We start from the raw sequence: 22,920 nt of genomic DNA on the forward strand, positions 1-22,920 counted from the left end.
TGAGTACTTTGAGGTCGATTTCAACGCCGTATCGTCGAGCGCAGGCATTTTGTAAACACCCTCTCAGCGGGTGAAGCGCTCGACCCCCCCAGCACCGCCAAGCAGCAGCACGTCGGCCGGACGCTTGGCGAACAGGCCGTTGGTGACCACGCCGACGATGGCATCGAGGGCCGCTTCCATGGCTTCCGGCTCGTCGAACAGTTTGTCGTAGCCATCCAGGATGCGGTTGCCGTTGTCGGTCAGCACGCCATCGCGGTAGACCGGCGTAATGCCGAGCTTGACCATCTCACGGGCGACGTAGGAGCGCGCCATGGGGATCACCTCGATCGGCAGCGGGAAGCCGCCGAGCACCTCGACCCGCTTGCTGGCATCGGCGATGCAGACGAAGCGCTCGGCGCAGGCAGCGACGATCTTCTCGCGGGTGAGCGCGGCCCCGCCGCCCTTGATCATGCGCAGGTGGCCATCGATCTCGTCGGCGCCGTCCACATACACCGGCACCGTGCCCACGTGGTTGAGCTCGAGCACGTCGATCCCGTTGGCCTTCAGGCGCTCCGCGCTGGCCTCGGAACTGGCCACGGCACCGCGAAAGTCATGGCGCCGCGCGGCGAGCAGATCGATGAAATGATTGGCGGTGGAGCCGGTACCGATGCCGATCACCGCATCCGGCGTCAGCAGGCTATCGATGTCTTCGAGCGCCGCGGCGGCCACTGCGCGTTTGAGGTCGTCCTGGTTCATGTCGGCTCTGGCAGGCTGGCAAAAGAGAGGCGCCAGTATAGAGCAAGCCGCCTGCGCTGCCGATGGCGCTGACGCGCGGGGCGGGCATCTGTTAACGCTGGACGCTCGGGGCTGGCGTCTGTTAACAATGTCGATCCGCCACGTTCATCGCCGCCGTCGGGCTCTCCGCGGCGCGCTCAGGCAGCCTCTTTTAGTGCGATACGCCAGTGCGATACGCCAGGACACCGCAATGCTACTCGAAGACATCGTCAAGAAGATCCTCCAGGCCCGCGTCTACGAAGCGGCCCGGGAGACCCCCATTTCGCCCATGCCCTCGCTCTCGCGCCGCTTCGGCAACCGCATTCTGATCAAGCGCGAAGACCTGCAGCCGGTGTTCTCGTTCAAGATTCGCGGTGCCTACAACAAGATGGCGCAGCTCGACGAGACCCAGAAGGAGAAGGGCGTGATCGCCGCCTCGGCCGGCAACCACGCCCAGGGGCTGGCGATGGCGGCGCGCCAGATGGGGGTCAAGGCGGTGATCGTGATGCCTCGGGTCACCCCCGAGATCAAGGTGGCGGCGGTACGCGGCTGGGGCGCCAAGGTGGTGCTCAAGGGGGATGCCTTCGGCGAAGCGCTGGCGCACGCCAAGACGCTGATCGCCGAACACGGCTACACCTATATACCGCCCTATGACGACAACGACGTCATCGCCGGCCAGGGCACCGTGGCGATGGAGATTCTGCGCCAGCACACCGGGCCGCTGGATGCGGTGTTCGTGCCGGTAGGCGGCGGCGGGCTGCTGGCCGGGATCGCCGCCTACATCAAGTATCTGCGCCCGGAGGTCAAGGTCTATGGCGTCGAGGCGGAGGATTCGGCCTGCCTCAAGGCGGCGTTGGACGCCGGCGAGCGGGTGGTGCTTGATCAGGTCGGGGTGTTCGCCGAGGGGGTCGCGGTGGCCCAGATCGGCGAGGCACCGTTCGAGATCCTGCGTCACACCGTGGATGGCGTCATCACCGTCAATACCGACGAGATGTGTGCCGCGGTCAAGGACACCTTCGATGACACCCGGGCGGTCGCCGAGACCTCCGGCGCGCTGTCGCTGGCCGGGCTCAAGAAGTACGTGCAGCAGACCCAGGCGCGCGACCAGTCGCTTTTGTGCATCAACTCCGGCGCCAACATCAACTTCGACCGGCTCCAGCACATCGCCGAGCGTACCGAGCTCGGCGAGCAGCGTGAAGCGATTCTGGCGGTCGAGATCCCCGAGCGGCCGGGCAGCTTCAAGCAGTTCTGCCGCGCCATCGGGCGGCGCATGGTGACCGAGTTCAACTATCGCTATGCCGATGACGACCGCGCGCATATCTTCGTCGGTGTGCAGGTCAAGCCGGGTGGTGAGGATCGCGCCGAGGTGATCCAAAAGCTGCGCGACGCGGACTATCCCGTAGAGGATCTCACCGATAACGAACTGGCCAAGCTGCATATTCGCCACCTCGGCGGCGGTCGGCCCAAGGTCGAGTTCTCGGAAGAGGTCTATCGCTTCGAATTCCCCGAGCGCCCCGGCGCGCTGATGAACTTCCTGACGCATCTGCCCGCCGACTGGAACATCTCGCTGTTCCACTATCGCAACCACGGTGCCGCCTACGGGCGAGTGCTGGTCGGGCTGCAGATGCCCAATGGCGACCGGGCCCATGCCGAGGAGCACTTCGATCGGATCGGCTACCGCTACTGGAAAGAGACCGACAACACCGCCTACCGGCTGTTCATGGCCTGAGCACGCCGCCGAGGTTGCTTTCTTCCACCCCTGACGCCGCTGGCCTCTGCATGAGGTCAGCGGCGTTTTGGCGATGATGAAATAGCTCCTTTTTCGGGGTCAATTCGAGCTAAACCTTTTTCGGTAACGTCCGATAATCTTCGGTAACGAAAAAAGGGGCGAGTCCGCCTGGCAAGCGTCTTGTCAAGCTTTTAGCCTAACCCTATAGTCGTGCGCGTCGCCGCGGGGGCGGAGACCGAACCGAATCTCTGGGAGTCGAAATGAAACGCAAGCCCGACCTGGTCATGGCACTGGTACTGATTTTCGGCGTGGGTGTGGTCGCGACGGGGTATGCGCAGACGCTGCTCGGCGCTTGAGGCTGTAGCAATACGGCAAGATAGCAATACGGCGGGTAACGGCCGCGGGCAGCCTTTGCGGATAGTAAGCTCGTAGGCAATAGTCAGTAGTCTGTAACTATTAGATAGTGGGTAGTAGATAGTTCAGGTTAGTTAGATGAGTAGATAGACCGTAGTAGTAGCTAGAGTCGTAGTAGCCAGAGTCGTAGTAGCCAGAGCAGTAATGGATAGACCAGACACGCCCGATCAGTGACCGCCAGAGGGGGCACTGATCGCAAGACGGCCGGTAGCGTTTCGAGCGCTACCGGCCGTCGTCGTTCGTGCCCTTGGTGCGCTGCGGGCGGAGAACCTCGCAGTCGCTGACGATCGCATCCAGCGGCACGTCCCAGGCGGCCACCGGCAGCGCCGTCACTCGCTGACAGGCGTGGGCCAGACCGATCAGGCGTGGCGCCGGGCGGCGCAGGCGGGTGAAGGCGAAGGTGCGGTCGTAGAAGCCGCCGCCCATGCCGATGCGCTCACCGGCCCCATCGAACCCCACCAGCGGCATCAGCACGCTATCCAGCGCCCACGCCGGCAGTCGGCGCTGGCGTTTGGCACCGAAGCGGGTGTGCGGCTCGGCAATACCGAAACGATTGCGGCGCATGCGCGTATCGCTGTCGTAGCGCACGAACCACAGCCGGTTCTCGACCAGCGGGCGCAGTACCGGCAAATAGACCTCGGCACCACGCCGGCGCAGCCAGGCGATCAGCGGCGTGGGGTCGATTTCACCATCGTTGGGCAGGTAGAGCGCCACGCGGCGGGCGCGCTGGAGCTCCGGCAACTGGCGCAGGCGCCTGCACAGCGCCTGCGAGGCGATGCGCTGCTGGTGTGGGCTCAGCGCGCGGCGGGCGCGGCGCAGATCGCGCCGCAGGCGACGCCGATCGCCCGAGAGGGCAAGCGCGTTGGGTCCGTCAGCGGTGGACCCGTCATCGAGAGCGCTGGTGATCGACGTCGAAGACAAGCAGAGTTCCCCAGAGTGCCGCTGTCGTTCTGGCCCTTGAACCCATTGGTTCAAGGTGGGTGGCCGCAGGCAGGCCGTTAGGCTTTCCGTCGCGCGGACATGCACACGGGCCTGCCTAGCTATTGGCCCCCTGGGTACTGCGCATAGGCTCGAGGGACTTGTAACGACTGGCGCACACCCCAGGGAACGACACTATCGTAGCAGAGGGGGCGGCGTTGCCCAATCGCAATCGACTCAGACGGGGCGACGGCCGGGCTGCCGGCTCAGCGGGAGGCCTGCGGGGTGTCGTTGCCGATACCGCTCAGGGCACGCTCCAGACGCTCACCCAGCTCGCTCAAGCTCTGTTCGCCGGCGCGGTTGGCATCCAAGGCGCTGAGCAGCTCGTGGGTGATGTTGAGTGCCGCCATGATCGCGATCTTCTCCGCGCCGAGCACCTTGCCGCGGGAGTGGATGCCGTGCATGGCGCGGTCGAGATAGCGCGCGGCGCGCTTCAGCTGTTCCTGCTCTTCCGGCGGGCAGGCGATCACGTAGGGTTTGCCCAAGAGGGTCACTTCGGTGGTCGGGCGAGACGTGTCGCTCATGGTTCGCTCCGGGGTGGGCCTTGAAGACCGATCGGGTAAAATGGGGGGATTCGCACGTCAGCGGCTATGCTGATGGCCGCCGGCACCGCTGGCGCCGCGATTGACCAGCCACTATAGAGAGCCGCCCACACCCGGTCAACGCGCTGCCGGCGCGGGCCACAGGGCGGCGTGCCACTACGGATGCCGACATGTCGATCATCAACGAGCAACTCGATTTCTCCACCGTCGCCAATGTCTTTCTGGCCCACGGCAGTCTGCAGTCGCCGGCCTTCTTCGACGGGCGACTGTGCGCCGAGCTGGCGCTCGAGGACCTCAGCGCCGAGCGCTGGCTGGAGGAGGTGAGCCTGGCGCTCAACGTCGAACAGCCGGAGAGACGCGAAGATGCCGATGTGCTGCTGGGCTGGCGCCGCCAGACCCTGGACGCGCTGGCGGCATCGGAGCTCAACTTCGAGCCGCTGCTGCCCGACGAGCTGTTCTCGCTGGGCGAGCGCGCTCAGGGACTCAAGGAGTGGGTGCAGGGCTTCACCGAAGTGGTCAACGAAGTCGATGGCGAAACCTACGAACGCTGGTCGAGCCCGCTACGCGAAGCGCTCGAGGATCTTGGCCAGCTGGCGGCGATCGAGGTCGAGATCGACGACGACCCGGAGAACGAGAACGACCTGTTCGCGCTCACCGAGCACGCGCGCATGGCGGCGATGCTGCTGTATACCGAGCAGCACCCCGGTCAGCCCCAGGTCGAGCAGAGCGACCAGGACCCTTCGGCTGACGCTGGCGCCAACGACGACACGCCGACACTGCATTGAGCTGCCAGCGCGATGCCCATGACGATCATCACCACGAGCACCGCCAAGAGCACGACACCTGGCGCGATGGACACCCCGCCTATGGAGAGAGCATGCCGACAGCCGCGAGTTCGACACAAGACGCCGTGACGACAGAGGACCTGCGCCCCGGGCCCGCCCCGATCACCCAGGAAGAGTACGCCGCCCGGCGTGAGCGCCTGATGGCCGAGCTGCCACAGGACGCAGCGGTGCTGCTGCCCGGTGCCGTGCTCAAGACCCGCAACCACGACAGCGACTACGCCTTCCGCCAGCACAGCGACTTCCACTATCTGTGCGGCTTTCCCGAGCCGGACGCGCTGCTGGTGCTGCTGCCCGGCCGCGAGGCCGGCGAGGCGCTGCTGTTCTGCCAGGAGAAGGACCCCGAGAAGGAGGCCTGGACCGGCATTCGCATCGGCCCCGAAGGGGCGATCCGCGACTACGGGATGGATCAGGCTTTCGACAACGCCAGTCGCGACGACCTGGCCGACCTGCTGGAAGGGCGACGCACGCTCTACCTGCCGCTGGCGGATAGCCACGCCATGGCCCTGGCCGACGGCATCCGTGCCCGGCTGCAGGCGCGCGCGCGACGCGGCGCGGCGGCCCCGAGCGGCTTCGTCGATGTCAGCGCGCTGATCCACGAACTGCGCCTGACCAAGAGCGAGAGCGAGCTGGCGCTGATGCGCCATGCCGCCGAGATCAGTGCCCAGGCGCACTGCCGCGCCATGCGCGAAAGCCGCCCGGGGCGCTTCGAGTATCAGCTGCAGGCAGCGATCGAGCACGAGTTCGCCTGGCACGGCGCCCGCGCGCCCGCCTACGGCACCATCGTCGGCGGCGGCATCAATGCCTGTGTGCTGCACTATGTCGAGAACGCCGCTCGGCTCGCCGACGGCGATCTGGTACTGATCGATGCGGGTGCCGAGTTCGATCTCTACGCCGGCGACATCACCCGCACCTTCCCGGTCAACGGTCGCTTCAGCGAGGCCCAGCGTGCCCTCTACGACGTCGTCCTGGCGGCGGAAGAGCGCGCCGTGGCCGCGGTCGCACCGGGCACCACGCTGGAAGCGATCCACGATGGCGTGGTGCGCGATCTCACCGCCGGGCTGCTGGCGCTGGGCCTGCTCGAAGGTGAACTCGACGCGTGCATCGAGTCCAAGGCCTACCGGCGCTTCTATCTCCACTCCACCTCGCACTGGCTGGGGCTCGATGTGCACGATGTCGGCAGCTACCGGGTCGACGGCGAGCCGCGCCCACTCGAACCTGGCATGGTGCTGACCATCGAGCCGGGGCTCTATATCCCCGACGCCGAGGATATCCCCGCGGCCTATCGCGGTATCGGCATTCGTATCGAGGACGACGTGGTGGTGACCGCTGGTGGTGGAGAGGTGCTGACCGCCGGCGTGCCCAAGGCCGCCGACGAGATCGAAGCGCTGATGGCGGCGGCCAGGACGTGACGAAGAGGCCGGGCCGCACCGGCCCGTGCTGAGGAGACTAGTGCCCATGAGTGAAGCGACACAACCGGTGCAGGTCGACGTGGCGATCATCGGCGGCGGCCTGGTCGGCGCCAGCCTGGCCTGTGCGCTGGGCGAGCTGGCCCGCGAAGAGGGGCTGCGCATCGCGATCGTCGAGGCCCAGCCGCTGCCCGCCACGGATACGTCGCCGTTGCAGCCCAGCTTCGACGTGCGGTCCAGCGCTATCGCCTACGGCTCGCGGCGCCATTTCGAGCGCCTGGCGCTGTGGTCTGACGCCGAGGACGAGGGCATGGCGGCGCAGGCCACGCCGATCCGCCATATCCATATCAGCGAGCGCGGCCAGTTAGGGGTGACCCGGCTGCACGCCGAGGATGTCGGCAGCGAGGCGCTGGGCTATGTGATCCCCAATGCCTGGATGGGCCGTGTGCTGCACCGCCGGCTCGCCGAGCTGCCACTCGACTGGCACTGTCCGGCCCGGGTCGAGGCGCTCGACGCCACTCCCGAAGGCTATCGGCTGACCCTGGACGACGGCCAGAGGCTGGAGGCCGGGCTGACCGTGCTCGCCGACGGTGGCCGCTCCGGCCTCAAGGAGCGCCTGGGGATCGAGAGCGCGCACCACGCCTACGATCAGAGCGCGCTGATCGCCACGGTCGAGACCAGCCGGGCGCATCAGGGCTGGGCCTTCGAGCGCTTCAGTAGCGAGGGGCCGATCGCGCTGCTGCCGCTCTCGGGGCGGCGCATGACGCTGGTGTGGACCTTCGAGCAGGGTGCCGAACAGGCCGCGCTGGCGCTCTCCGACGATGCCTTTCTGAGCCGGCTGCAGCACGCCTTCGGTGACCGCGCCGGGCGCTTTCAGCGGGTCGGCCAGCGTTACGCTTATCCGCTGTCGCTGGTCACCGCGCGCGAGACGATCCGCCCCGGCCTGGCGGTGCTCGGCAACGCCGCCCATGCGCTGCACCCAGTGGCGGGGCAGGGCTTCAACCTCGCCCTGCGCGGGGTGATGGACCTGGCCGCCGAGATCCAACGTGCCCGGGCCGAGGAGCGCTCGCCGGGGGATGCCAGCGTGTTGGCGGCATTCGAGGCGCGGCGCAGCGCCGACTATCGCCAGATCGTGCGCTTCAGCGACGGCTTGATCCGGCTATTCGGCCTGAACTACCCGCTGATGGGGCAGGCGCGCGGGCTGGGGCTGGGTGGGCTCAACACCGTCGCGCCGCTCAAGCGAATGGTGGCGAGACGAGCCATGGGGCTCGAGAGATGACGATGAGCAAGACGGGAGATCCGACATGACACAGCCAACCAGCGACGTGCTGATCGTCGGCGGCGGGATGGTCGGCGCCACGCTGGCGCTGCTGCTGGGCGAAGCCGGCTGGCGGGTCGCGCTGTTCGATGCCGCGCCGCCCGCCGAACGGGCGACGCCGCCTGGCAAGGGCGCGCCGGCCCTGCGGGTGAGCGCGCTGACCGCCGCCTCGCAGCGGCTGCTGGTGTCGCTCGGCGTCTGGCCCTGGGTCGCCGCCCGGCGCGTCGCGCCCTATCGCCGCATGCAGGTGTGGGACGGTGAGGGCGGTGGCGAGATCGGCTTCGATGCCGATGACGTCGGCGTCGAGGCGCTGGGCCATATCGTCGAGAACGATCTACTGGTCGCCGGGCTCGAGGCGCGGCTCGAGGCGCTGCCCCAGGTCACCTGCCTGCGCGGCGTGCGCCTGACCGGCTACACCCGCGAGGCGGGGCAGGCGGTGGTCACCCTGGACAGCGGCGAGCAGTGGCGTGCGCCGCTGGTGGTGGGCGCCGATGGGGCTCACTCGCCGCTGCGCACCCTGGCGGGCATCGCGCTCTCCGCCCGCGATACCGGCCAGGCGGCGGTGGTCACCAGCGTACGCTGCGAGCATGGCCATGCGGGCACCGCGCGCCAGGTCTTCCTGCCCAGCGGCCCGCTGGCGTTTCTGCCACTGGCGATCGATGGCGCAGCGCACCACTGTTCGATCGTGTGGTCGACCACGCCGGCGGAGGCCCGCCGGCTCACCGCACTGGGCGAGCAGGAGAGCGGGCCCGCGGCGCTGGCCGGAGAGCTCGAACGGGCCATCGACGGGCGCCTGGGGCGGCTCGAAGTGATCGATGCCGCGCCTCACTTTCCCATCGTGCAGCGCCACGCCAGCGACTATGTCGCCGAGGGCCTGGCGCTGATCGGCGATGCCGCCCACACCCTGCATCCGCTGGCCGGGCAAGGGGTCAATCTGGGGCTGATGGACGCCGCGGTGCTGGCGGAGGAGTGGATACGCGCCCGCCAGCGCGGGGCCGAGCCCGGCGACCCGCGCATTCTGGCGCGCTATGCGCGGCGCCGGCGCGGCGAGAACGCGGCGATGCTCGCCGCCATGCAGGGTTTCCAGCGGCTCTTCGGCAGCCGTCAGCCGGCGCTGCGGCTGGCGCGCAACTGGGGGCTCTCCGGGGTCGACCGGCTGCCGCTGCTCAAGCGCCTGCTGATCCGTCAGGCGCTGGGCGAATATGGCGACGTGCCACAGCGGTGTCGGTAGTGGCTCATTGCGCGGCGCGAATCGATGCCAATTGATTCGACAGCTTGGGCAGCTCGTCCTGGATGATGCTCCAGATCGTGTCGTCGTCGATGCCGAGATAGGCATGCATCAAGCGATTTCGCGTCGCCACGATAAGGCGCCAGGGGATCTCGGGATGGCGCTGGCGGACGGTATCGGGTATGCGAGTCGCGGCCTCGCCCAGTAGGGCTAGATTGTGCAGGGTGGCGTCGTAGGTCAGCTCGCTGGCGACGAATGACGCCTGGTCGAGCCCTTGGGTATAGCTCGTGATCTTCTCGATGAAACCGATCATGTCATCGAGATAGAAACGCCATTCACGTTCAGGCGTGCGCCGGGACATGCACCGCCTCGCGCTCGACTCGGGGCCTGAGTTCAGCGCGAAGCGCCTTGTCGGTGACCAGATCCACGGGCCTGCCCAGCAGATCCTCGAGATAGAACTGCAGACCGAAGTAGCGCGCCGAGGTCGCCGGCCCCTGGAAGCTGACGAGGATGTCGATATCGCTCTCCGCCGCCGCCTGGTCGCGAGCGACAGACCCGAACAGCGCCAGCGACTCGACCTGGAACTTTGCCACCAGTGTGGGCATATGATCGCGTAGTCGCCGTAGTGTTTCACTTCGATTCATGTCGACGCCTCCGTCTCCACGACGCTCTCTACGTTACTTTATATACTCCATTTATACGCCCACTCTCACTCCCGTTCCCATTCTCGCTCCCCTTCATCGATCGACGCTCGGCCAGCGCTCGGTTCAGTCGGCGGTCTCGCGCTCGGCTGCGCTTGGTTTGGCCGACGCGCGGGCCGAGTGAACCACGTTGAGCGCCTTGAGCAGGTTGAGCGCTTCGCTCAACTGATAGTCGTTGGCGGCGATGGGCGTTTCCGGGGCGTTGCGCTGCGCGCTGGGGCTGGCGTTCTGCAGGTGGCCGCGCAGATCGGATTCGCGCAGCTGGAAGCCGGGGGTGTCGTCGACCTCCAGCCGGCCGCGCACTACACGCACGTCCGGGGTGATGCCCTCGGCCTGGATCGAGCGCCCGCTGGGGGTGTAGTAGCGCGCCGTGGTCAGCTTGAGGCCATCGCCGTTGCCCAGCGGCAGTACCTGCTGCACCGAGCCTTTGCCGAAGCTCTGGGTGCCCATCAAGACCGCCCGCTGCTGATCCTGCAGTGCACCGGCGACGATCTCCGCCGCCGAGGCGCTGCCGCCGTTGATCAGCACCACCAGCGGCACGTCCGGCGCCAGGGTGGCAGCGTGGGCGGTGAAGCGCATGTCGTCGTCGACCAGGCGGCCCTTGGTGTAGACGATCAGGCCGCTGGAGAGGAATTGATCGGCGACCTCGGTGGCGCTGGAGAGCACGCCGCCGGGATTGTTGCGCAGGTCCAGCACCAGCCCCTTGAGCGGCCCCTTGGCGGTGAGCGCTGCGAGCGCCTCACGCGTCTGGTCGCCGGTACGGCTCTGGAACTGGCTGATGCGCAGGTAGCCGTAGCCGGGCTCGAGCTCGCGCTGGGTGACGCTCTCCGACTGGATTGACTCACGCTGCAGGTCGAAGGTGCGCGGCGTCTGCTCGCTGTCGCGCAGGATGGTCAGTTGGATGTGGCTGCCGGGGTCGCCGCGCATCAGGTCGACCGCTTCCTGCAGCGTCAGGTTCTCGGTGGGCGTGCCGTCGATGGCGACGATACGGTCGCCGGGCTGGATACCCGCCTTGGCCGCCGGCGTGTCGTCGATTGGCGAGATCACCGTGAGCTGGTCGTCGCGCAGCCCGACCTCGATGCCGACGCCGCTGAACTCGCCCTCGGTGGTTTCACGCAGCGCCTCGAAGGCATCGGCATCCAGATACTCCGAGTGTGGGTCGAGCTGGCTGAGCATGCCGCGCATGGCGTTGCGCAGCAGGGTCTTGTCATCGACCTCCTCGACGTAGGCGCGCTTGATGCGTTCGAAGACCTCGGCGAAGGTCTGCACGTCCTTGACCGGCAGGTCGTCGTCGGCGGGCTGGCGTGTCGCGGCCGGTTCGGCGGCCAGCGCCGCACCGGGAATGGCCAGGGCCAGGCTCAGGGCGCAGGCGGCGGGGGCGAGCCACCGGCGACGAGCCAGGGCATTCGGGCGGGTGGGTGTCATGCGGTCTCCGCGACTCGGGCTGGATGAGGGGCCGCTGGCGCCGACGGGGGCTGCCACCCGGCGCTACGTCAATACGGCTGGCCGGATGATGGAACGGCGTTTGATAACCCCAGCATAGCGCCTCCCGGGGCGGATGTTAACGCGGCGTAAGACGGGAGTGGCTCAGCGCTTGGCCATCCAGCGGTTGGGGTTGATCGGCTCGCCGTTCTGGCGCACCTCGAAGTAGAGCGCGGGGCGGGTCTGGCCGCCGGTGTCGCCCACGGCACCCACGGTCTGGCCGTTGGAGACCTGCTGGCCGGGGGTGACCGTGAACTGCTGCAGATGCGCGTAGAGGGTGAGCACGCCATCGCCGTGGTCGAGGATCAGCAGGTTGCCGAAGCCACGCATCCAGTTGGCGAACACCACGCGCCCGGCATGCACCGCCTTGACCGCGCTGCCGGCGGCGGCACCGATCAGCACACCGTTGCGATCGACCCCATCACCGTCGCCATAGTTCGAGAGCACGCGCCCCTGTACCGGCCATGGCAGATCGCCTCGGGTCTTGCGTATGGCGGTCGAGGGCGGCGGCTGCTTGAGCTTGGCCAGTTCCTGCTGCATGCGATCGAGCAGCCGCTCGACGTGGGCGCGGTCCTGGTTGAGATCCTCCAGCCGCGACTGCTCGCTGGCATAGCGCGAGTCGAGCTTGGCGACCAGCGTCTGGCGCTGGCGCAGGCTGGTGGCCAGGCGTTCGCGCTGCTGGTCGAGATCGCGCTGCACCTGATCGAGCCGCTGGCGGCGTTGGTCGATCGCGGCCAGGTTCTGGTCGAGCTGTCGGTTGAGATCGCGCAGCTTGTCGAGGCGTGCCTGGCGCGCCTGCGAGATCGCATTGAGATAGTGCTGCAGGCGATCGACTTCGGCGGGGTCGTCCTGATTGAGCAGCAGCTTGAGCTGCGGCGTGGTGCCGAGCCGATAGAGGGCGTCGAACTGCTGCGCCAGGGCCTGGCGCTGGCGATGGCGCTCGGCGTCCAGGGTCTGGCGCTGGGCGCTGAGCGTGGCCACCTGGTCGTCGAGATCGTGGCGCTCGTTCTGGAGCGCGTCCATGCGCTTGTGGATCGCGCCGATCGCGGTCTCCACCGTCTCGAGCTGGCTCTGGGCGTCGCCGCGCGCCGCCTGGGTCTGCTTGAGCTTGCCCTGCAGCGCTTCGATATCGGTGGCCAGGCTATCGAGACGCGCGCGCGCCTCCTGCGGGTTGGCCTGACCCCACGCCGGGCCGGCCAGCAGCAGGCTGCCGGCCAGCACGATCACCCCCAAACGCAGACCCCCGCGCGTCACGAGCGCCGGGGTCCTGCGGTGTCACGTTGCACTGCCGCCATGCCCGCGTCAGGCCCCCTCGATCAGCACGTTGCCGGTCATCTCCTCGGGAACCGGCTGGTGCAGCATATGCAACAGCGTCGGCGCGAGATCGCACAGGCGGCCATCCGCCTGCAGCGTGGCCGCGTCGTCCTGGCCATCCCGATGCACGTAGACCAGCGGCACCATGAAGGTGGTATGCGCCGTGTGCGGGTTACCGGTCTTGGGGTCGGTCATCAGCTCGGCGTTGCCGTGGTCGGCGGTGACCAGGCACTCGCCGCCGGCCTTCTGGATCGCCTCGACCACCCGGCCGAGACAGACATCCACTGCCTCTATCGCTTTGGTGGCGGCGTCGAGATCGCCGGTGTGGCCGACCATGTCGCCGTTGGCGTAGTTGCAGATGATCAGGTCGTACTTGCCGCTTTCGATTGCGCCGACCAGGGTGTCGGTCAGCTCATAGGCGCTCATCTCCGGCTTCTCGTCGTAGGTTCTGACGTCCTTCGGCGAGGGGATCAGCTCGCGATCCTCGCCGTCGAACGGCTCCTCGCGGCCGCCGGAGAAGAAGAAGGTGACATGGGCGTACTTCTCGGTCTCGGCGATGCGCAGCTGCTTGAGACCATGGCTGGCGGCGACTTCGCCCAGGGTGTTGACCAGATCCTTGGGCGGAAAGGCGACCGGCGCATCGATGTCGTCGGCGTACTGGGTCAGCATCACCAGCCCCTCGCCCGCGAGCTTAAGCCGCTCGCCGCGGTCGAAGCCGTCGAAATCCGGATTGACGAAGGCGCGGGTCAGTTCGCGCGCGCGGTCGGCACGGAAGTTGAGGAACAGCGCGGCGTCACCCTCGGCGATGGCGCGCTTGTCACCGTTCGGGCGTACCGCGGTGGCGCTGACGAATTCGTCGGTCTCGCCGCGGTCGTAGGCCGCTTCCAGCCCCGCCTCGGCGCTCTCGGCGACCTGCTCGGCCTCGCCGAAGGCCACCAGGCGGTAGGCTTGCTCCACCCGGTCCCAGCGGTTGTCGCGGTCCATGGCGTAGTAGCGGCCCACCAGCGAGGCGACGAAGCCGTTGTCGCCGCCGACCAGCTCGGCCAACTTGGCGTTGGCGCGCTCGATCGAGGCGCCGGCGCTCTTGGGCGCAGTGTCGCGGCCATCGGTGAAGGCGTGCAGGTAGATGCGCTTGGCGCCGCGGTCGGCGGCGAGTTCGGCCACCGCCAGCAGGTGATCTTCGTGACTATGCACGCCACCCGGCGAGAGCAGCCCCATCAGATGCACCGCGCGGTCATTGGCGACGGCGTCGTCGATCGGCGTGGTCAGCGCCGCGATCTCGCCCAGCTCGCCATCCTCGATCGCCTTGGTGATCCGGGTGAAGTCCTGATAGACGATGCGCCCGGCGCCGATGTTCATGTGGCCCACTTCGGAGTTGCCCATCTGCCCCTCGGGCAGACCGACATAGGGGCCGTCGGTGTGGATCAGGGTATTGGGGTAGTCGCGCTTGAGCCGATCCATCACCGGCGTCTCGGCCCTGGCGACCGCATTGGCGGCGCTATCGTCGTTCTGGCCGTAGCCGTCGAGAATCAAGAGCGCCACGGGGCGCGGCGTGGAAGTCTCTGCCATGACAAGCCTCGGTAAGATCGGATGAACGGAAAACACACAGGGTGACGATACGCACGGCGGCGCGGCGGGCGCGCCCCGGCCTCGCAGCATAGCGTACCCATGGGAGATAGCGCACCCGCGGTATCGGCTCGGCCGGCGTGCGCCTCGTCTCGGCTGCCGCCTCGTGTATAATGGCCGGCGCCCGAAAACGGGCCGTGAGTTTCAGCCAGCGTGGTGCTCTTGCCTGGGTTCAGGTGCCGCGCCAGCGCTTGGCCACGCGCGCCAGGAACCGCGCCGCCGCGTCTTGCGGCCCGGCGCTTCCCGGCCCCAGCATTCCCGCTTTGAGAGTGTCGGCAGACCCATGATCGATCAGTTGTTCGAATTCATTGAAAATCATCCGCTGCTGGTCAGCGCCTTCCTGGTCGTGCTGCTCGCGTGGCTGGCGTTCGAGGCCAAGCGGGGCAGCGCTTCCGGCGTCTCCACCAGCGAGGCGACCACGCTGATCAACCGCGAAGATGGCGTCGTCATCGATATCCGCGACAGCGCCGAGTTCAAGGCCGGCCATATCGCCGGCGCCAAGAACGTGCCCCAGGCCCGCCTCAAGGAGCGCCTGGGCCAGTTGGAGAAGCACAAGGACCAGCCCGTGGTGGTGGTCTGCAAGCATGGCCAGAGCTCGGCGGCTGCGGTCACCGAGCTGAGCCAGGCGGGCTTCTCGCGGGTCTACAAGCTCAAGGGCGGCATGGCCCAGTGGCAGGCCGACAGCCTGCCGGTGGTCAAGCGCTGAGCCGACCCGATACGCGCCCGTCCGCGGGCCACACGCCAACCGCTCCGATCTCATCCAAAGGAAACGCACCATGGCGGAAGACAACAATCAGCAGGGCACGCAGGAACAGCAGCTCCAGTTCTCCCTGCAGCGCATCTACGTGAAGGACATCTCGTTCGAGGCCCCCAACTCCCCGCGCGTGTTCCAGCAGCCGTTCAAGCCCAAGGTCGGTCTCGATCTGGACACCACCAGCGAGTCGGTCGGCCAGGATCTCTACGAGGTCGTGGTCAAGGTGACGGCTCAGGTCTCCAACAACGAAGACGACGCCACCGCCTTCCTGGTCGAGGTCGAGCAGGCCGGCCTGTTCCGTATCGCGGGCCTCGACGGCGCGCAGCTCGACCACACCCTGGGCGCCTTCTGCCCCAACGTGCTCTTCCCCTACGCGCGGGAGTGCATCGATAGCCTGGTCGGGCGCGGCAGCTTCCCGCCGCTGATGCTGGCGCCGGTCAACTTCGAGGCGATGTACGCCCAGAAGCAGCAGCGCGCCGCCCAGGCCAGCGACACCACGCAGTAAGCGCGCCATGGCCATGCCGCGTATTCATGTCGCCGCCGACTTCCGGGTCGGCGGCGACGTCGTTCTGCCCGAGGGGCCCGCGCGCCACGTGGCGCTGGTGCTGCGCCTGGGCGAGGGCGCGCCGCTGGTGCTCTTCGACGGTGCCGGGCTCGAAGCTCACGCCCGCCTGATCGAGGCCGGGCGCAAGCGCGTGGTCGCGCGCGTCGAGTCGCTCGCATCCGGCCGCGGCGAGTCACCGCTGGCGGTGCATCTGGGGCAGGCGATCTCCAAGGGCGACCGCATGGATTATGCGATCCAGAAAGCGGTGGAGCTGGGCGTGGCGGCGATCACCCCGCTCTACGTCGAGCGCGGCGATGTGCGCCTGAAAGGCGAGCGCGAGGCCAAGAAGCTCGCCCACTGGCAGGGCGTGGCGGTCAGCGCCTGCGAGCAGTGCGGGCGCGCCAGCGTGCCACGGGTGCATCCGCCGCAGATGCTGGACACCTGGCTCGCCGCGCGTGACGAGCGCCTGCGTCTGGTGCTCCACCCCGCCACCGACGACAGCTGGCGTCAGGCCGAGGCGGTCGACAGCGCCGCACTGCTGATCGGCCCCGAAGGCGGCCTCACCGACGCCGAGGTCGCCGCCGCGCAGCATGCCGGCTTCCAGCCGCTCACCCTCGGCCCGCGCATCCTGCGCACCGAAACCGCCCCGGTAGTGGCATTGACGCTGCTGCAACATTACTTCGGCGACCTGTAGGCTGCGTACGTCACCTGCCTGCGCTCGCCGATTTTTCCTATCTATCCTCTTCTCGTACCTACCCTCTTTTCGTATCCACCCTCTTTTCTTATCTACCTTGAGCGGGGCCGCGAGTCGCACCGGGAGAGCCGGGCGCCGGCGGCCCCTGCCTGTCAGGCGTGGCTAAGAGCGGCCGCGGATGACGCCGCGTTGCCATCCTCGGTCGTGGCACGGTTGACCAGCTCGCGTGCTTTCCGCGTGGCGTCGTGGATCTCGTTGGCCAGTTTGCGCACTTCGCTGGCGACCACCGCGAACCCGCGCCCGCTCTCTCCCGCCCGCGCGGCTTCGATGGTCGCATTGAGCGACAGGATATTGGTCTGATCGGCAATGCGCTGAATGGTCGAGACGATATCGTCGACGCTGGCGATGGTCCGTTCCAGCCGGGCCTGCTGCGCCTGCTGTGCCTCTTGCATCAGTGACTGCTCGTGCTGAGCATGGATATCCACCAGCGCCCCGACCACGCGCAGCGGCCGGCCGTCGGCATCGCGCCGGGTCTGACCCCGCCCGCGGAACCAGCGATAGGCGCCGTTCTTGCACTTGAGGCGGAAGGTGATGTCGTAGGGTGTCTGCCCCGAATAGTCGTTCAAGTGATTGCCGAACGCCTGGATGGCGCCCTCCTTGTCCTCGGGGTGCAGGCGGCCGGACCAGCTCTCCAGCACGTCCGGGAACTCCTCCACGGTCTCGAATCCCAGCAGGCGGCGGAACTGCGGCGACCACCAGAATGGATTGTTGGGATTGACCGGGTCACCGGCGATCACCTCCATGTCCCACAGACCGTCATTGAGCATTTCGCGCGAGAGTTCGAAGCGGGTCACGACCTTGTCGAGTTCGGCCTCGCGCAGCGTCTGGTCGTGGATGTCACGCAGTGAACCGGCAACGATCAGCGGCGCGCCGTGGGCATCGCGCAGGGTATCGCCCTGGGCGCGGAACCAGCGGTAATCGCCGCTGCGGGTGGCGAGCCGATATTTAACGTCGAACGGCGTGCGCCCGCTGCTGTCCGCCAGGTGGGCCTTGAACGCCGCCAGGGTGCGCGCCTTGTCTTCCGGATGCAGCCGGTCCGACCAGCTACCCAGCACGTTGGGGAAGTCCTGAGTATCGCGAAAACCGAGCAGACGGCGGAACTGCTGCGACCACTGGAACGGATTGCTCGGGTCGGCGGCGTTACCGTTGCGCACGGTCATGTCCCAGAGACCGTCGGAGGTGACATCGCAGATCAGGTCGAAGCGCTGCTGGAGGTGTTCCAAGGCCTCGGCGGTCTCGGTATCGCCGCTGTCGCCGGCGCGGTCGATCAGCTCGGCGATGCGCTCGACGATGGGGCCCAGGCGGCGTGACTCGCGTGTATTGCCGAAGCTCGGGGCTTCACCGAATTCGAGCTGTGTCAGCAGGCGGGAGAGCGCCTGGGGTGTCTTGGAGGTAATGGGCCAATGCATCGTCCCGGAGTCCTTTCCTGATTTCGAATTAAAGTTCGAGTGCTGGGCGGGAGATTATCGGCCTGAAGTAAATTTAATGTAGGGCGCCTGTGGTGAAACTTGCGCTTGCAGACGCATTGCCGGCCTAGGTGGAGCGCTGGAGACGAGCGGGGGCATTCAATGCGTGGCACGCTCGCGGCGGTAGTCGCGGGGTGCCACGCCCATCACCTTCTTGAACTGACGCGAGAAGTAGTAGGGGTCGTCGTAGCCCAGGTCGGCGGCGATCTGGCCTACGCCGAGCGGGGTGACATCGAGCAGGTAGCAGGCGCGGCTGATCTTGAAGTGCTGGAACGCCTGCATCGGCGTCTGCCCGGTCTGGCGCTTGTACTCGCGGATGAACTGGCAGCGCGAGAGCTCGCTGGTGGCCTCGACCAGGGTGGCGAGTTCCACCCGGTGGTCGAGGTGCGCCTGCAGCCAGGCGTTGACTCGGGCGACGTCCAGCGCCGCATGGCGAGCCTCGCGCTGATGGCGCACCAGGGCGATGTAGGTCAGCAGCGCCTTGAGCTGATTGGCGGCGTGGATCAGCGGCAGCGTGCGAAAGCGTGTCACCACCGACAGCAGCAGCTCCCACTCGGCGACGATTCGCGGATGGTGGCCGATAGGGATACACACCTCGTCGTGCGATTCGGCGATGGCATCGAAGTAGTCCGCCGCCGCCGTCCCGCCCAGGTGCACCCAGTAGATCGTCCACGGATCACGTGGATTGGCGCGGTAACGATGCGCGCGCTGCGGGCGCAGCAGCAGCACGTCGCCGGCGCGCACCGGAAAGAGCTGACCCGCGCACTCCACCATGCCTGACCCCGCCTCGCAGTAGATCAGCAGATGGTCGCGCGGGGCCGGCCGCCGCATCTGGTGGCCGGCGGCGTGGGGATAGAAGCCGACTCCATGGGGCAGACACTCACGGCACAGCGGGTGGGTCTCCAGCGTGGCGATCGCCGCCTGGGGGATCACCACCCGTCGCCCGCTCAGCGGCAGCGGCCAGGGCGAGGTCTGGGCCGACAATGGTGGCAACGGCTGGCGCAACATTGTCCATCTCCCGGCAATTTCCACCATCTTATGATCGCCAGGCGCGTGGTACACCTTAGCCATTGATCGAACGGCCCGGCTCGACACGGCTCGGGATCACCCTAGAAGGCGGACCGCGCGGCGCTGCCGGTGGCATCCACGTCACGATGGCCATTGGCGTCAGCTCGGTCTGTCAGCGCTTCAGGAGCTGACCATGACCTTGAGACTGCCTCAACTGATCGCGGGCGAATTCGCCCAGAGCGAGAGCGAACACTGGATCGCGGTCACCGACCCCGCCACGCAGCAGGTGCTGTGCGAGGCGCCGGCGGCGACCCCGGAGGAGATCGAGCGCGCCGTGGCCTCGGCGCGGGCGGCCTTCGAGCGCTGGCGCGAGGTGCCGGTGAGCGAGCGGGCACGCTTGATGATGCGCTACCAGGCGCTGCTCAAGGCCCATCAGGCGGAGATCGCTGCGGGTCTCTCGCGGGAGACCGGCAAGACCTTCGAGGATGCCAAGGGTGACGTGTGGCGCGGGATCGAAGTGGTCGAGCAGGCCGCCAACGTGGCGTCGCTGATGATGGGCGAGACGCTGGAGAACGTGGCCCGGGGCATCGATACCCACTCCTGGACCCAGCCGTTGGGCGTGTGCGCGGGGATCACCCCGTTCAACTTCCCGGCGATGATCCCGCTGTGGATGTTCCCGCTGGCGATCGCCTGCGGCAACGCCTTTGTGTTGAAGCCCTCGGAGCAGGACCCGATGACCCCCAACCGGCTGGCGGAGCTGTTTCTCGAAGCCGGCGCGCCGCCGGATCTGCTGCAGGTAATCCACGGTGGCCGCGAGCAGGTCGATGCGCTGCTCACGCACCCGCAGATCGCCGCGGTTTCGTTCGTCGGCTCGGTGGCGGTGGGCCAGCACGTCTACCGTACCGCCACCGACCATCTCAAGCGCGCCCAGTGCTTCGCCGGGGCCAAGAACCACATGGTGGTGATGCCGGACGCCGCCCCCACCCAGGTGGTCAACGCCCTGGTGGGGTCCGCCTGCGGTGCCGCCGGCCAGCGCTGCATGGCGATCAGCGTGGCGGTGTTCGTCGGCAGCGCGCGCGAGTGTATCGAACCGCTCACCGCCGCCTTCGCCGAGCTGCGCCCCGGCGCCTGGGACGATCCCGATGCCGCCTACGGCCCGCAGATCAGCCCTCAGGCCAAGGCGCGGATTCTCGATCTGATCGCCCGCGGCAAGTCCGAAGGGGCGACCTGCCGGCTGGATGGCAGCGACTGCCAGGTGGCCGGGCTGCCCGATGGCAACTGGGTGGGGCCGACGCTGTTCACCGAGGTCACCCCGCAGATGGCGATCTACCGTGAGGAGATCTTCGGTCCGGTGCTCTGCTGTATCTGCGTCGACACCCTCGACGAGGCGATCGCGCTGGTCAACGCCAGCCCCTACGGCAACGGCACCTCGATCTTCACCGCCAGCGGGGCGGCGGCGCGGCGCTATCAGCAGCGGGTCGAGGTGGGCCAGGTGGGCATCAACGTGCCGATCCCGGTGCCGCTGCCGTTCTTCAGCTTCACCGGCTGGAAGGGCTCGTTCTACGGTGATCAGCACGCCTACGGCAAGCAGGCGGTGCGCTTCTACACCGAGACCAAGACGGTCACCAGTCGCTGGTTCGAGGAGCAAGACGTGGCCGGGCCCAATCTTTCCATACAGCTGCAGTGAGACGCCGCCGCGGCCAGCCTCCCAGGTCTCTCGGCGGATAGGTCAGGGCCTGGGGCAGATACGTGAGAACGAGAGAGACGGGTAGGTCAGGACGAGAGACGGATACGCCATCTCAGGGGAGAGTGGACGATGAACATCGCATTTTTCGGTGTCGGTAACATGGGCGGGCCGATGGCCGCCAATCTGGTCAAGGCGGGGCATACGGTGCGTGTCTTCGATCTGCTGCCGGCGCTGGTCGAGGCGGCGGTGGCCAGCGGTGCGAGCGCTGCCGCTACGCCGCGTGAGGCGGTCACCGGGGCCGAGGTGGTGATCAGCATGCTGCCCTCGGCGGCGGCGGCCCAGGGGCTCTATCTGGGCGACGGCGCCGCTGACGCCGGCCTGCTCGAGACGATCGACCCGGCGGCGCTGATCATCGACTGCTCAACCATCGACGCCGCGACCTCCCGCGCGCTGGCGGCGCGTGCCGGCGAGCTGGGGCGGGTCATGCTCGATGCCCCGGTCTCCGGCGGCGTGGGCGGGGCCCGCGCCGGCACCCTGACCTTCATCTGCGGCGGCCCGGCGGCGGCGGTCGAGCGCGCCCGGCCCGTGCTGGAGACGATGGGGCGCAACGTCTTCCATGCCGGCGACAGCGGCGCCGGGCAGACCGCCAAGATCTGCAACAACATGCTGCTGGGCATTCTCATGGCGGGCACCGCCGAGGCGCTGCAGCTCGGCGTCGACAACGGCCTCGACCCCGCTGTGCTGTCGGCGATCATGGCCGAGAGTTCCGGCAGCAACTGGGCACTCAAGGTCTACAACCCCTGGCCCGGGGTGATGCCCGAGGCGCCGGCCAGCCACGACTATCAAGGCGGCTTCGGCGTCACGCTGATGAACAAGGATCTGCGTCTGGCCCAGGAGGCCGCGCTCAGGAGCCACTCGACCACGCCGCTGGGGGCGCTGGCCAAGAGTCTCTATGGCTTTCACGCTGCCGCCGGTGGCGAGGGCCACGACTTCTCCAGTATTCAGCGCTTCTATGCGCGCGGGAACGAGGCGCGCGGACATGAGTGATCGCCCTCGGCGAGAGAGCGCCATGGGTGACGACACGCAGACGCCCCGGCGCTTGGCCGGGGCGTCTGGGCTAGCTGCTCTGGGCTGGCCGCTCTGAGTGGCGTGCGCAGCGTGGCGCGCCTATCGAGCGCCGCAATGATCTGACGCGGCGCTCTAGCTTTCAGGATGTCAGGACTTCGCCTGGATCGCCTGCTCGCGCGCCTTGCGCGCCTGCTCTTCGGCATAGGTGGGGAAGTCGACATAGCCGCGGGCATCGCCACCGTAGAAGGTATCCGGGTCGAAGTCGGCCAGCGGCCAGCCGTTCTGCATGCGCTCGACCAGATCCGGATTGGAGGTGTAGAGACGCCCGAATACCGGCAGGTCGATGGTGCCTTCATCGACCAGTGCTTGTGCCTCGGCCTGATCCAGGTTGCCGGCGAGTAGCAGATTACCGTGGTAGACCTCGCGGAACCGGCGCAGATACTCGCGCGGCATCGGCGGCATGCCCTGGCCACCCTGATCGTGCAGGTGGACATAGGCCAGTCCGCGCTTGTCGAATTCACGGGCGAGATACAGATAGGTCTCACCGTTGTCGTCGTACTCCGGCATGTCGAACAGCGTGCCGAAGGGCGACAGCCGGACGCCGACCCGGTGGGCGCCGATCATCTTGCTCGCCTCGTCGACGGCCTCCAGCAGCAGGCGGCAGCGATTCTCCCGCGAGCCGCCATAGGCGTCGTCGCGGTCGTTGACGTGGGGATTGAGGAACTGCTCGAACAGATAGCCGTTGGCGCCATGCACCTCGACCCCGTCGAAGCCCGCCTCGCGGGCATTGACCGCCGCCTGGGCGAAATCGCGCACGATCTCGCGGACTTCAGCGGTCTCGAGCCGGCGCGGCTGGCTCGCCGCGAGCATGTCCGGGGTACCGGCGTCGTTATAGCCGAAGGCCATGCCACCCTGCTGCTCGCTGGGGCCGACCGGAGGCTGGCCGGCGATCTGGATCGAAGTATGCGAGACCCGGCCCACGTGCCAGATCTGCGCGAAGAAGACACCGCCGCGCTCGTGTACCGCGCGGGTCGCCTTGGCCCAGCCTGCGATCTGGTCAGGGCCGAAGATACCGGGGTTGTAGAGATAGCCCTGCCCCTGGCGCGAAATCGGCGTGCCCTCGGAGATGATCAGGCCAGCGGAAGCGCGCTGGCGATAATAGAGTGCGCCCATTTCGTTGGGGATATCGTCCGGCGCGCGCGAGCGGGTCATCGGCGCCATGACGATGCGGTTATTGAGCCGTGTGCCGTTGAGATCGAACGGTTCGAACAGCGATGCCATATCGAGAACTCCTTTCCAGACT

At 67.6% G+C, this 22,920-nt stretch carries 21 protein-coding genes, 1 other RNA gene and 1 pseudogene; 10 read left to right on the plus strand and 13 right to left on the minus strand.

The window, feature by feature from the left end:
• Window positions 1-63: 63 nt before the first annotated feature.
• Window positions 64-735 carry a ribose-5-phosphate isomerase RpiA gene (gene rpiA / locus QO259_RS19145; protein ID WP_285951215.1) on the minus strand — a complete coding sequence of 224 codons (672 nt, stop codon included), beginning with the start codon at window positions 733-735 and terminating at the stop codon, window positions 64-66.
• A 127-nt stretch (window positions 736-862) separates the two neighbouring features.
• Between rpiA and ilvA the strand changes: the two genes are divergently transcribed.
• The gene (ilvA, locus tag QO259_RS19150) at window positions 863-2,482 is read left to right on the plus strand and encodes a threonine ammonia-lyase, biosynthetic (RefSeq protein WP_285951216.1); all 1,620 of its coding nucleotides are present in this window, start codon (window positions 863-865) and stop codon (window positions 2,480-2,482) included.
• Between the two features lie 636 nt (window positions 2,483-3,118).
• Here ilvA and QO259_RS19155 read toward each other — a convergent pair.
• The 3 genes from QO259_RS19155 to QO259_RS19165 form a co-directional block, all read right to left on the minus strand.
• Window positions 3,119-3,727, minus strand: coding sequence for a 5-formyltetrahydrofolate cyclo-ligase (locus tag QO259_RS19155; RefSeq protein WP_285952803.1), 609 nt, complete (start codon window positions 3,725-3,727; stop codon window positions 3,119-3,121).
• Window positions 3,728-3,820: 93 nt separating this feature from the next.
• A non-coding RNA gene (gene ssrS / locus QO259_RS19160) (6S RNA) lies at window positions 3,821-4,006 on the minus strand.
• A gap of 74 nt (window positions 4,007-4,080) precedes the next feature.
• Window positions 4,081-4,398: a cell division protein ZapA gene (locus QO259_RS19165; protein ID WP_106418933.1), complete on the minus strand. Its 318-nt coding sequence runs from the start codon at window positions 4,396-4,398 to the stop codon at window positions 4,081-4,083.
• Between the two features lie 188 nt (window positions 4,399-4,586).
• Between QO259_RS19165 and QO259_RS19170 the strand changes: the two genes are divergently transcribed.
• From QO259_RS19170 to QO259_RS19185, 4 genes are all read left to right on the plus strand, one after another.
• On the plus strand, window positions 4,587-5,201 hold the full coding sequence (locus QO259_RS19170; protein WP_285951217.1) for a UPF0149 family protein: 615 nt from the start codon (window positions 4,587-4,589) through the stop codon (window positions 5,199-5,201).
• 92 nt (window positions 5,202-5,293) lie between these two features.
• Window positions 5,294-6,670, plus strand: coding sequence for a Xaa-Pro aminopeptidase (pepP, locus tag QO259_RS19175; protein ID WP_285951218.1), 1,377 nt, complete (start codon window positions 5,294-5,296; stop codon window positions 6,668-6,670).
• A 46-nt stretch (window positions 6,671-6,716) separates the two neighbouring features.
• Window positions 6,717-7,946 (plus strand): 2-octaprenyl-6-methoxyphenyl hydroxylase, encoded by a 1,230-nt coding sequence (gene ubiH / locus QO259_RS19180; protein ID WP_285951219.1) that lies wholly within the window; start codon window positions 6,717-6,719, stop codon window positions 7,944-7,946.
• A gap of 25 nt (window positions 7,947-7,971) precedes the next feature.
• Complete coding sequence (locus QO259_RS19185) at window positions 7,972-9,216, plus strand: UbiH/UbiF/VisC/COQ6 family ubiquinone biosynthesis hydroxylase (protein WP_285951220.1); 1,245 nt, start codon at window positions 7,972-7,974, stop codon at window positions 9,214-9,216.
• 4 nt (window positions 9,217-9,220) lie between these two features.
• Here QO259_RS19185 and QO259_RS19190 read toward each other — a convergent pair whose 3' ends face one another.
• The 5 genes from QO259_RS19190 to gpmI all read right to left on the minus strand — a co-directional run bounded on the left by QO259_RS19190 (window position 9,221) and on the right by gpmI (window position 14,279).
• On the minus strand, window positions 9,221-9,574 hold the full coding sequence (locus QO259_RS19190) for a HepT-like ribonuclease domain-containing protein (RefSeq protein ID WP_285951221.1): 354 nt from the start codon (window positions 9,572-9,574) through the stop codon (window positions 9,221-9,223).
• The gene (locus QO259_RS19195; RefSeq protein ID WP_207036463.1) at window positions 9,555-9,857 is read right to left on the minus strand and encodes a nucleotidyltransferase family protein; all 303 of its coding nucleotides are present in this window, start codon (window positions 9,855-9,857) and stop codon (window positions 9,555-9,557) included. Before QO259_RS19195 ends, QO259_RS19190 begins: the two co-directional genes overlap by 20 nt.
• A 123-nt stretch (window positions 9,858-9,980) precedes the next feature.
• Window positions 9,981-11,339 carry a S41 family peptidase gene (locus QO259_RS19200; protein ID WP_285951222.1) on the minus strand — a complete coding sequence of 453 codons (1,359 nt, stop codon included), beginning with the start codon at window positions 11,337-11,339 and terminating at the stop codon, window positions 9,981-9,983.
• Window positions 11,340-11,501: 162 nt separating this feature from the next.
• Window positions 11,502-12,650 carry a murein hydrolase activator EnvC family protein gene (locus QO259_RS19205; protein ID WP_285951223.1) on the minus strand — a complete coding sequence of 383 codons (1,149 nt, stop codon included), beginning with the start codon at window positions 12,648-12,650 and terminating at the stop codon, window positions 11,502-11,504.
• Window positions 12,651-12,698: 48 nt separating this feature from the next.
• Complete coding sequence (gpmI, locus tag QO259_RS19210) at window positions 12,699-14,279, minus strand: 2,3-bisphosphoglycerate-independent phosphoglycerate mutase (protein WP_285951224.1); 1,581 nt, start codon at window positions 14,277-14,279, stop codon at window positions 12,699-12,701.
• Window positions 14,280-14,619: 340 nt separating this feature from the next.
• Here gpmI and QO259_RS19215 point away from each other — a divergent pair, with 340 nt between their 5' ends.
• The 3 genes from QO259_RS19215 (at window position 14,620) to QO259_RS19225 (ending at window position 16,328) form a co-directional block, all read left to right on the plus strand.
• Window positions 14,620-15,042 carry a rhodanese-like domain-containing protein gene (locus QO259_RS19215; RefSeq protein ID WP_035469780.1) on the plus strand — a complete coding sequence of 141 codons (423 nt, stop codon included), beginning with the start codon at window positions 14,620-14,622 and terminating at the stop codon, window positions 15,040-15,042.
• Window positions 15,043-15,112: 70 nt separating this feature from the next.
• Window positions 15,113-15,595, plus strand: coding sequence for a protein-export chaperone SecB (secB, locus tag QO259_RS19220; protein WP_035469782.1), 483 nt, complete (start codon window positions 15,113-15,115; stop codon window positions 15,593-15,595).
• A gap of 13 nt (window positions 15,596-15,608) precedes the next feature.
• The gene (locus QO259_RS19225; protein ID WP_285951225.1) at window positions 15,609-16,328 is read left to right on the plus strand and encodes a 16S rRNA (uracil(1498)-N(3))-methyltransferase; all 720 of its coding nucleotides are present in this window, start codon (window positions 15,609-15,611) and stop codon (window positions 16,326-16,328) included.
• A 152-nt stretch (window positions 16,329-16,480) separates the two neighbouring features.
• Here the strand turns inward: QO259_RS19225 and QO259_RS20405 are convergent, their stop codons facing one another.
• The 3 genes and pseudogenes from QO259_RS20405 to QO259_RS19235 form a co-directional block, all read right to left on the minus strand.
• Window positions 16,481-16,780 carry a methyl-accepting chemotaxis protein gene (locus tag QO259_RS20405; protein WP_370635790.1) on the minus strand — a complete coding sequence of 100 codons (300 nt, stop codon included), beginning with the start codon at window positions 16,778-16,780 and terminating at the stop codon, window positions 16,481-16,483.
• A 21-nt stretch (window positions 16,781-16,801) separates the two neighbouring features.
• Window positions 16,802-17,797, minus strand: a pseudogene (locus QO259_RS19230) (PAS domain-containing protein); the annotation flags it as partial.
• Between the two features lie 156 nt (window positions 17,798-17,953).
• Window positions 17,954-18,862: an AraC family transcriptional regulator gene (locus QO259_RS19235; protein ID WP_285951227.1), complete on the minus strand. Its 909-nt coding sequence runs from the start codon at window positions 18,860-18,862 to the stop codon at window positions 17,954-17,956.
• Window positions 18,863-19,055: 193 nt separating this feature from the next.
• Between QO259_RS19235 and QO259_RS19240 the strand changes: the two genes are divergently transcribed.
• Window positions 19,056-20,549, plus strand: a complete 1,494-nt coding sequence (locus QO259_RS19240) for a CoA-acylating methylmalonate-semialdehyde dehydrogenase (protein WP_285951228.1) — start codon at window positions 19,056-19,058, stop codon at window positions 20,547-20,549.
• 129 nt (window positions 20,550-20,678) lie between these two features.
• Window positions 20,679-21,596 carry a 3-hydroxyisobutyrate dehydrogenase gene (mmsB, locus tag QO259_RS19245; protein WP_285951229.1) on the plus strand — a complete coding sequence of 306 codons (918 nt, stop codon included), beginning with the start codon at window positions 20,679-20,681 and terminating at the stop codon, window positions 21,594-21,596.
• Window positions 21,597-21,764: 168 nt separating this feature from the next.
• Here mmsB and QO259_RS19250 read toward each other — a convergent pair whose 3' ends face one another.
• The gene (locus QO259_RS19250; RefSeq protein WP_285951230.1) at window positions 21,765-22,898 is read right to left on the minus strand and encodes an alkene reductase; all 1,134 of its coding nucleotides are present in this window, start codon (window positions 22,896-22,898) and stop codon (window positions 21,765-21,767) included.
• Between the last annotated feature and the right edge of the window lie 22 nt (window positions 22,899-22,920).

It is taken from the genome of Salinicola sp. JS01 (assembly GCF_030284585.1).
Lineage (GTDB): Bacteria > Pseudomonadota > Gammaproteobacteria > Pseudomonadales > Halomonadaceae > Salinicola.